The sequence below is a fragment of the Pseudosulfitobacter sp. DSM 107133 genome (genome assembly GCF_022788695.1).
Lineage (GTDB): Bacteria > Pseudomonadota > Alphaproteobacteria > Rhodobacterales > Rhodobacteraceae > Pseudosulfitobacter.
This window is the reverse complement of sequence record NZ_CP085164.1, coordinates 1-7190: the sequence shown is the minus strand read 5'-3', so window position 1 is coordinate 7190 and position 7190 is coordinate 1. Positions and strand designations below refer to the sequence as shown.

The 7190-nt window shown below is 59.6% G+C and carries 11 protein-coding genes; 7 read left to right on the top strand and 4 right to left on the bottom strand.

Annotated features, from left to right (window positions below):
* Window positions 1-333 precede the first annotated feature (333 nt).
* From DSM107133_RS24900 to DSM107133_RS24890, 3 genes are read left to right on the top strand one after another with little or no spacing between them, the layout of a single operon-like run.
* A complete protein-coding gene (locus DSM107133_RS24900; RefSeq protein WP_114291867.1) occupies window positions 334-588 on the top strand; it encodes a type II toxin-antitoxin system Phd/YefM family antitoxin in 255 nt (84 codons plus the stop codon).
* Complete coding sequence (locus DSM107133_RS24895) at window positions 588-1013, top strand: type II toxin-antitoxin system VapC family toxin (protein ID WP_114291866.1); 426 nt, start codon at window positions 588-590, stop codon at window positions 1011-1013. Before DSM107133_RS24900 ends, DSM107133_RS24895 begins: the two co-directional genes overlap by 1 nt.
* Entirely contained in the window at window positions 1010-1189 is a 180-nt protein-coding gene (locus tag DSM107133_RS24890) for a hypothetical protein (protein WP_205387742.1), read from the top strand. The genes DSM107133_RS24895 and DSM107133_RS24890 overlap by 4 nt, the downstream gene beginning before the upstream one ends.
* Here the strand turns inward: DSM107133_RS24890 and DSM107133_RS24885 are convergent.
* On the bottom strand, window positions 1183-1740 hold the full coding sequence (locus DSM107133_RS24885) for a hypothetical protein (RefSeq protein WP_114291865.1): 558 nt from the start codon (window positions 1738-1740) through the stop codon (window positions 1183-1185). The genes DSM107133_RS24890 and DSM107133_RS24885 overlap by 7 nt on opposite strands.
* Window positions 1737-1997 (bottom strand): hypothetical protein, encoded by a 261-nt coding sequence (locus DSM107133_RS24880; RefSeq protein ID WP_114291872.1) that lies wholly within the window; start codon window positions 1995-1997, stop codon window positions 1737-1739. Before DSM107133_RS24880 ends, DSM107133_RS24885 begins: the two co-directional genes overlap by 4 nt.
* A gap of 155 nt (window positions 1998-2152) precedes the next feature.
* Here DSM107133_RS24880 and mobQ point away from each other — a divergent pair, with 155 nt between their 5' ends.
* Entirely contained in the window at window positions 2153-3397 is a 1245-nt protein-coding gene (gene mobQ / locus DSM107133_RS24875; protein WP_243253660.1) for a MobQ family relaxase, read from the top strand.
* A gap of 112 nt (window positions 3398-3509) precedes the next feature.
* Here mobQ and DSM107133_RS24870 read toward each other — a convergent pair whose 3' ends face one another.
* Window positions 3510-4097 carry a TetR/AcrR family transcriptional regulator gene (locus DSM107133_RS24870; RefSeq protein ID WP_240310368.1) on the bottom strand — a complete coding sequence of 196 codons (588 nt, stop codon included), beginning with the start codon at window positions 4095-4097 and terminating at the stop codon, window positions 3510-3512.
* An 86-nt stretch (window positions 4098-4183) separates the two neighbouring features.
* On the opposite strand from DSM107133_RS24870, the gene DSM107133_RS24865 reads away from it, so the two are divergent.
* The 3 genes from DSM107133_RS24865 (at window position 4184) to DSM107133_RS24855 (ending at window position 6179) form a co-directional block, all read left to right on the top strand.
* The gene (locus tag DSM107133_RS24865) at window positions 4184-4369 is read left to right on the top strand and encodes a hypothetical protein (RefSeq protein WP_114291871.1); all 186 of its coding nucleotides are present in this window, start codon (window positions 4184-4186) and stop codon (window positions 4367-4369) included.
* Window positions 4370-4445: 76 nt separating this feature from the next.
* A complete protein-coding gene (locus tag DSM107133_RS24860) occupies window positions 4446-5507 on the top strand; it encodes a DUF418 domain-containing protein (RefSeq protein ID WP_114291870.1) in 1062 nt (353 codons plus the stop codon).
* Window positions 5508-5741: 234 nt separating this feature from the next.
* Window positions 5742-6179 (top strand): helix-turn-helix domain-containing protein, encoded by a 438-nt coding sequence (locus DSM107133_RS24855; RefSeq protein ID WP_162791944.1) that lies wholly within the window; start codon window positions 5742-5744, stop codon window positions 6177-6179.
* A 3-nt stretch (window positions 6180-6182) separates the two neighbouring features.
* On the opposite strand, the gene DSM107133_RS24850 is transcribed toward DSM107133_RS24855, so the two are convergent.
* A complete protein-coding gene (locus tag DSM107133_RS24850; RefSeq protein ID WP_114291868.1) occupies window positions 6183-7190 on the bottom strand; it encodes a replication initiator protein A in 1008 nt (335 codons plus the stop codon).

Sequence of the window (7190 nt, the reverse complement as noted above, 5' to 3'; positions counted from 1 at the left end):
CAGCGAATCTTTGACCTATCAGGAGCTTTCTCGTTTGACCTATCAGGAACCAAATTTCGAGGAAAGCCCGTTTGACCCTTTCGGAACCAAAGTTTGACCCTTTCGGAACCAAAGTTTGACCCTTTCGGAACCCGGAAGCGATTTTATTTCAAGCAGAGCAAGAGGTTGCTGAATCCGTAACTTACTCCGTAGGTAACACTATTAACACTAGGGCAGAACGCTGACCGGATGGGTGGGTAGCAGGAAGAGGAAGCTAGTCATGAAGGGTTCAGATTGACATTCTAGCTTGTTGTAGTTACGTTGCTACATAAAGTGCTTAGAAGGATGTGAGCGATGGGAATGACAACGATCAACAGCCGGACGTTCAATCAGGATGCCAGTGGTGCAAAGCGGGCTGCGCAAGACGGACCTGTGTTCATCACAGACCGGGGCAAACCCGCTCATGTCTTGCTCAGCATTGAAGCCTACAGGCGGCTTACAGGACGCCAGGAAAATATTCTTGATTTGCTTGCCGATCCAGAAGCGGCAGACGTAGCTTTTGAACCGGATCGCTTGGGTCGCCTCACACGTCCCGCTGATTTGTCCTGATGTTCATCCTCGATACGAATGTGGTGTCCGAGCTGCGCAAGGCAAAAGCAGGGAAGGCGGATGCCAATGTCGTTGCCTGGGCCGAGGATCAAGACCCGTCAGCCCTCTTTCTGTCCGCCATCACCCTCTTGGAACTTGAGATGGGCGTCAGGCAGATGGAAAGGCGTGACAGCACGCAGGGCGCCGTCTTGAGGGCTTGGATGGCTGATCGGGTGCTTCCAGTGTTCGAGGGGCGTATCTTGCCCGTGGACGGGCCTGTCGCGCTCTGCTGTGCCGCTTTGCATGTTCCAGACCCTCGCAGTGACCGGGACGCCCTGATCGCCGCGACAGGGATCACCCACGCCATGCCAATCGTTACGCGCAATGTTGCGGATTTTGAACCGACAGGCGTGCAGATCATCAACCCATGGGAGCCGATGCCATGACACCCAGCAACCCGACAGCGACCGTTCTCAGAACAGAACGAGCCATCATCGAAGGCATCCAGCGCGGGCTTGTGGATGTTAAAGCTGGCCGGACGGTGAGCCATGAGGATGCAATGGCATCCGTGCGAAAGATCATCGACGCTGCGGTGGAGCATGGCCGGACTGATTTTCACTGATCCGGCCTGTTGATCCAGATCGCGCAGTAGCTGGACCCGTTGTCCTGTTCGACCACCTGTCCGCCTGCGGTGCCGCAATAGATGCTTGGAAACTGCCCAAACTCACGGGCATCGCCCCGCCCCGTGATCCAGAACGCCGCCAGAGCGCCAAGGAGCGCCCCTGCGGCCCCTACAGAGGCCAACCACACCCAGAACCCGCCAAACCACCGCCACGCCTCTCTGCGGGCCTCTCCGGCGGCTTTGCGAAAGGCATCACGCTCCTTGGCCAGTTCCCCAGCCACCTCCGTCAGGACGCCCTGTGCGGCGCTGGCAGCCGCTGCGGTGGCATTGCGGACAACCTGGTCCCGGTCATTCCGCAGGGTGTTCTGGAGGCTTGCCGGGGCATTTTCTGCCGCGCGTTCCATCTTGCCAACCGCCTGGGTCAGGGTTTTGTTCAGGGCTTCAGCTTCCTGCTTGTCGAGGCTGGTGCGGGCAAGATGCTCGATGCTTCGGCGCAGGGCTGTCAGCTCCTGCGAGAGGATGTCGAACGCGTCTCCGGGGTTCCCGCTCATGTCTGATCCGCCTTCGCCGCCACCTGATCCAGTTCCGCCAGCAGCCCGACCAGCTCTTTCTGATCGACTTCGCGGGTGGCGTTCTTGCGCAGGGTTGCCGCCATCCATCGTGCAATCTTCGGGTCTTTCAGGGCTTCGGTTGTCACGATGGCCCCGACGATGATTTTCCGGCGGGTCTCGCTGGCTTTCTGACGAGTCTTGAGGCGAGCGAGTTTGGCCTGTGTTTCCGCTATCTGCTGATCTACTGTTCGCGCCATTTCGGTCTCCACGCTCATCGCCCTATGTTGATTTGTGCCGTGGGTTGAGGCAGGGTGCAAGACACGAAGTGCCCACTTATACAAACGCTGCGCGTTTGTGTGGGTAGGGGAGACTGGCGTTTCCCCTTAACCCCTAAGCAAAGTGCAGCTCCTGAATGGCGATATATCATTTACGCGCAACGATGATTTCTCGCAGCCAAGGCCGCAGCGCCACGGCGGCTGTCGCCTACCGCGTGGCCGAGCGCATCGAAGACCGCCGCACCGGGCTTACCTTCGATTACGCGGCGCGGGGCGGTGTCGATCACACCGAAATCCTAGCACCGGACCATGCGCCGGATTGGGTCCGTGACCGATCCGAGCTGTGGAACCGGGTCGAGGAATCCGAGACCCGCAAGAACAGCCAGGTCGCCCGCGAGGTGCGCGTGGCCCTGCCCGACGAGCTGACCCATGCGCAGCGGGTCGCCCTGGTCCGCGATTACGCACAAGCGCAGTTCGTGGACCGGGGTATGGTGGCTGATATCGCCCTGCACGCACCGGGGCGTGCGGGCGACGAGCGCAATCATCACGCCCACATTCTGCTGACCACCCGCGAGATCGACGCGGAGGGCTTCACCACCAAGAACCGCGACTGGAATGCTGTCGAGGTTCTGGAAGGCTGGCGCGAGGCGTGGGCGCGGGACAGCAACGCCGCCCTTGAGCGGGCCGGCATTGAGGACCGCGTGGACCACCGGACCCTCGTGGCGCAGCGCGACGAGGCGCTTGAGCTGGCATCGGCGGCGCGAGATCGCGGCGACGATGGCGCGGAGCTGGTGCAGACGGTGCGGGCCATCGAGCTGGACCGGCCGCCCCTGCCCCAGCTCTCGCTGGGGGCGTGGCAGCTCAAGGAGCGCGGCATCGAGGTCGGCCGCGTCGGGGCCTGGCACGAGGCCAAGGCCCGTGCGGCCGAGGTGATGGAGCTGGCGCGGGATCTGGCAGGCCAGGTCCGCGACTGGCTTGATCGCGCAGCGGAGCGGGTGCTGGACCGGCTAGGGTCCGGGCAGGCCGAGCTGGCGCTTGCCGGGGGCCGGGATGGCCGGGACCAGGAACCTGATCTTGCCGAACGATTGCGGGAGGCTTGGGAGGCACGGCAGGGCAGACCAGAGGTGCAGGAGGCTGACGCGCCAGACCGGGAACGGGAAACGCCGCAGGACTTGGCGGCGCGGCTGCGCGAGGCGGCGACCGGGATCGACCCCGACACCCTCGCAGACCGTGCCGCCGCATTGCGCGAGGGCCGCGAAGCCGAGGAACGACAAGTCGAGCTGGACGCTGCGCGGGAGCAGGAGTTGGAACGTCAGCGGGAGATCGAGCGCGAGGCGGACAGCATCGCCGAGCGAGATCGCGGGCTGGGCCACGGGCTATAGAAGGGCTCGTGGTCCAGCCCGTAGCGGTCGTTCGGGCAGCGCGCGGCGAAGGTTATCGAAGAGCCCAAACCTACTGATGCTGCGAGGGGAATGGATGTCCGCTGTGTTGGCACTATGGTTTCAGTCCGTTGAGAATAATCGACCGGAGCGTCTGAATGCCGATCTCGCCTGACGCCTTCTTCGACAGGCTGCGAAGACCATGCCCCTCCAACGAGTCCAAAACCATGTAGGCCACCTCGCGCTGATCGTCATATGGCGCAAAAACACCCAATCTGGCACCTATGTTCAGGCAACGGACTAACGCTTCGATCAGAAAGCTTCGGTTCTTTCCGAAGACGTCTGCGATCACAGGGTTGCGAAGGGCTTCGGTTAAGATTTCCACCCCCAGCAATGCGTTTTCCGAGCGCGATACGTATTCCGCGTAGTCACCAATGAACTGCTCTAACGCTGCTTGCGGATCATCAGGCTCTGACAGCAGATCAATAAATCCAGCCAGCTCCTTTCCCTCTATCTCGGCGATGAACGCCAGAACGGCCTCCTTGCCCTTGAAGTGGTTGTAGAGGTTTCCGAGGCTAACCTCGGCCTGCTTGGCGATGTCGCGGACACCCGTTTGGTGATAGCCGCGTTCCAGAAAGCACGTGACCGCTGCGTGCACAATTTCGATCTTTCGGGGATGAATAGACTTCTCTTTGTCGGTCACTGACTTGACGCTCCTGTGTTTGCCAATTAAGCAATGAACGGTCGTTCGTTCATAACATCGAATGAGACGTAAGGAAAGGGTTTGTCATGACATTTCAAAAGCGCTGGTATCTTGGATTTCTCGGTCTGATCGGGGTCTATGAGCTCCCAAAGCTGATCGAGGTGTTCTCGGTTGGTGGGTCATGGTGGGGTTTGACTGGTGCACTTTGGTTCTTGTGGTTTCTCTATTTCATCCCGGAAACCAAAGCTGACGCTTCGGACGACAAATCCTAATCGAGCCGCTGTCACGGAGCCCATAGAACCCGTATCACCAGATCAAGACACAAAGACAGCGAAGTAGATAGCACTGATGGAAAAGATCAAACAAACCAGCAAAGGTAACCGGCTTGAGGGCCTCGATCTCGCCCGTTACGTCGCCTTTGTCGGAATGGTGATTGTCAACTTCAAGATCGCCATGGGGGCTGAAGGGGGCGAAGGCGTACTGAACCTGTTGACGGTCGCTCTCGAGGGACGCGCTGCCGCGACTTTTGTAGTTCTGGCAGGGATTGGCCTTGGTTTAGCGAGCCTCAAGGGGCTTGATCAGACGATTTCTGTGACCATCAAGCGAGCGTTGTTCCTGCTGGTGATCGGTCTGCTGAACATGACCATTTTTGATGCGGATATCCTGCACTACTACGCGTTCTACTTTCTGTTTGGGGTGCTGTTGCTACCTCTTGGCTCTCGGGCGCTGTTTGGGGTGCTGGTCGGCCTCAACATAGCCTTTGCCATCATGATCCTGACGCTGAACTATGACGCAGGCTGGAATTGGGACGACTACACCTACTCAGGCTTCTGGACGCCAATTGGGTTCATCCGCAACCTGTTCTTCAATGGCTGGCACCCCGTCATCCCGTGGCTTGGGTTTTTGCTGTTCGGCATCATTCTCAGTAGAATTTCGCTCGCAGAACGCGCAACTCAGGGGAAGTTGGTCGCCGGAGGCGCGGTTGCATTTGTGATTGCGGAGGGCCTGAGCACTTTTCTGAAAGCTCAATTGACACCGATTGCACTTGAACTCGTGGAACTGGCTACAACAGAACCCGTCCCGCCAATGCCACTTTACACGCTAGCAGGCCTCGGTGCCGCGTGCGTAGTCGTTGGGGTCTGCTTGCTGATCTCGGACCGCCTCAAGGCAATGGGGGTTCTCCGCTTGGTGGTTCCCGCAGGACGGCAAACCCTGACGCTCTATATCGCTCACATTCTGGTTGGCTTGGGAACGCTTGAGGCACTTGGCATGCTTGGAGGGCAAACCATAGGGCAGGCCGTTGGCGCGTCCCTCTTGTTTTGTTTCGCCGCTACCGTCTACGCACTGATCTGGGCGCGTTGGTTCAAGCGCGGGCCGATTGAGGTCGCGATGCGGACTCTAGCAGGTTAAAACGGATCATCGTGAACCGTGTCGGACAACCCGACAGCTGCCATTGGCGCAACCGCAGCGAATTCACGGTTTGTCCGCACACTGTGAGTTCACGCGCAGCGCAGCGAAGGTCCGTTGATGTGAATCTCGGCAAGTCGTTTGGAGAATGCGCCAAGTGGGTGTAACATGCGTAACTGTAAGCCTCACAGGTAGATGAGGCGAATTGCAACCCTGTGAGAGCGAGCAGTTACACCCATGAGTTACACCCTAGGAGAAGCTGCGAAAGCGGCAGATTTCAGCAAGCCAACTCTTTCCAGAGCCATAAAAAAAGGGAAGCTTAGCGCGAAACGTCTTGATGATGGCTCCTACAGCATCGACGCGGCAGAGCTGGAACGGTGGAAGGATGCTAACGGGCACAGGAACGGTGCTGTGAAGCGAATTGCAACCCCTACCGAAACACCTGAAACACCCCGTGAAACCAGTGCGTTGCAGGCCGAAGTTGAGAAGCTTCGCGCCCAGGTCCAATCTGACCAGCGCGAACGCGGTTTTCTGGAACAACGCATCGAGGATCTGAAAGAGCGGGCCGAACGGGCGGAACGCAAGGAAGACCAGCTCCACGCGCTCCTGGTCGATCTGCGGCCGCAGACGGCAGCCGAGCCGCGCAAGGGCTTCTGGGGGCGGTTGTTTGGATAGCCGCTAGCGCAGGCTGTCCTGTTTTGCACAATAGGCGACAAAGGCCGCTCCTGCGTTCTTCGGCGGATTGCCTTTGGCCGTTTCCGCCTGCGCGAAAGAAAGCCAATCGGCCCGCAGCGCGTAGTAGTCTCGGCCCTTTTCCCGTGCCATGGCGCGGGCTTTCTCTTCGGCCCAGTCGGGCAGGGCAATGGCTGGGGTGATCTGCGCCTTGGACTGGCGGGGCCGGACGATCACGAGGTCCGCATCGTCCAGCTCGAAGCGGTAGAACGGCGTCACGTCCGCCTTGATGATCTCGCGCAGATTATGCCGGAATCGTTTGACGGGGGCGTTGCTGCCCGTCTTGTTCTGGAGCGTCGTCAGTCCGATCTGCCATTTCGGCTTGCTGCCGCAATGTTTCCGCGCAATCTCGTAGAGGCGGCGTTCCAGCGGGCGACGCAGCCGGAAGTAGTCGTTCGAGATCGTGACAACCTGGTCGGACTCGATAGCCCGCATGAGCCAGCGCGACAGCTTCACCTCGCAATAGTCCAAGCGGAACCGTTCGTCGTCTGTGCGCACAAAACCGCCCTCGTCGATGAGCGAGAAAATCCGCGTCTCGATCTTGCCACCGGACCTGATGTTGGTGACGAACTGCGCACCCTGGAGGCGGGCGAAAGCGTCTTCGAGGCGCTTGTAATGGTTGCCACCGATCGGGCGGTTGGTGGCAACCGACAGCTCGCGGGCTGAAAAGCGCACGGTATCCCCAATCGCCTCGCCCCGGTTCTTGCGGTGCATGAGCTGGCTGATCGTGAAGATCAGGATGTCCTTGTCGAAGATGGTGGGCAGGCCGAGGCCGGATGGTCGGATTTTCAGAATGTTGTCGCCGCTGCGATATTCGAGGTGCCGCATGTCCGGTTTCGTTGCCAGTGAGAACAGCGGATGCTCCATCGAGGCCATGTCGTCCTTCGGCACCGCATCCGCGATATCGAGGACGAAGAAATCAAGGTTTGGGTGGCGATCTGGCAGCAAACTCAT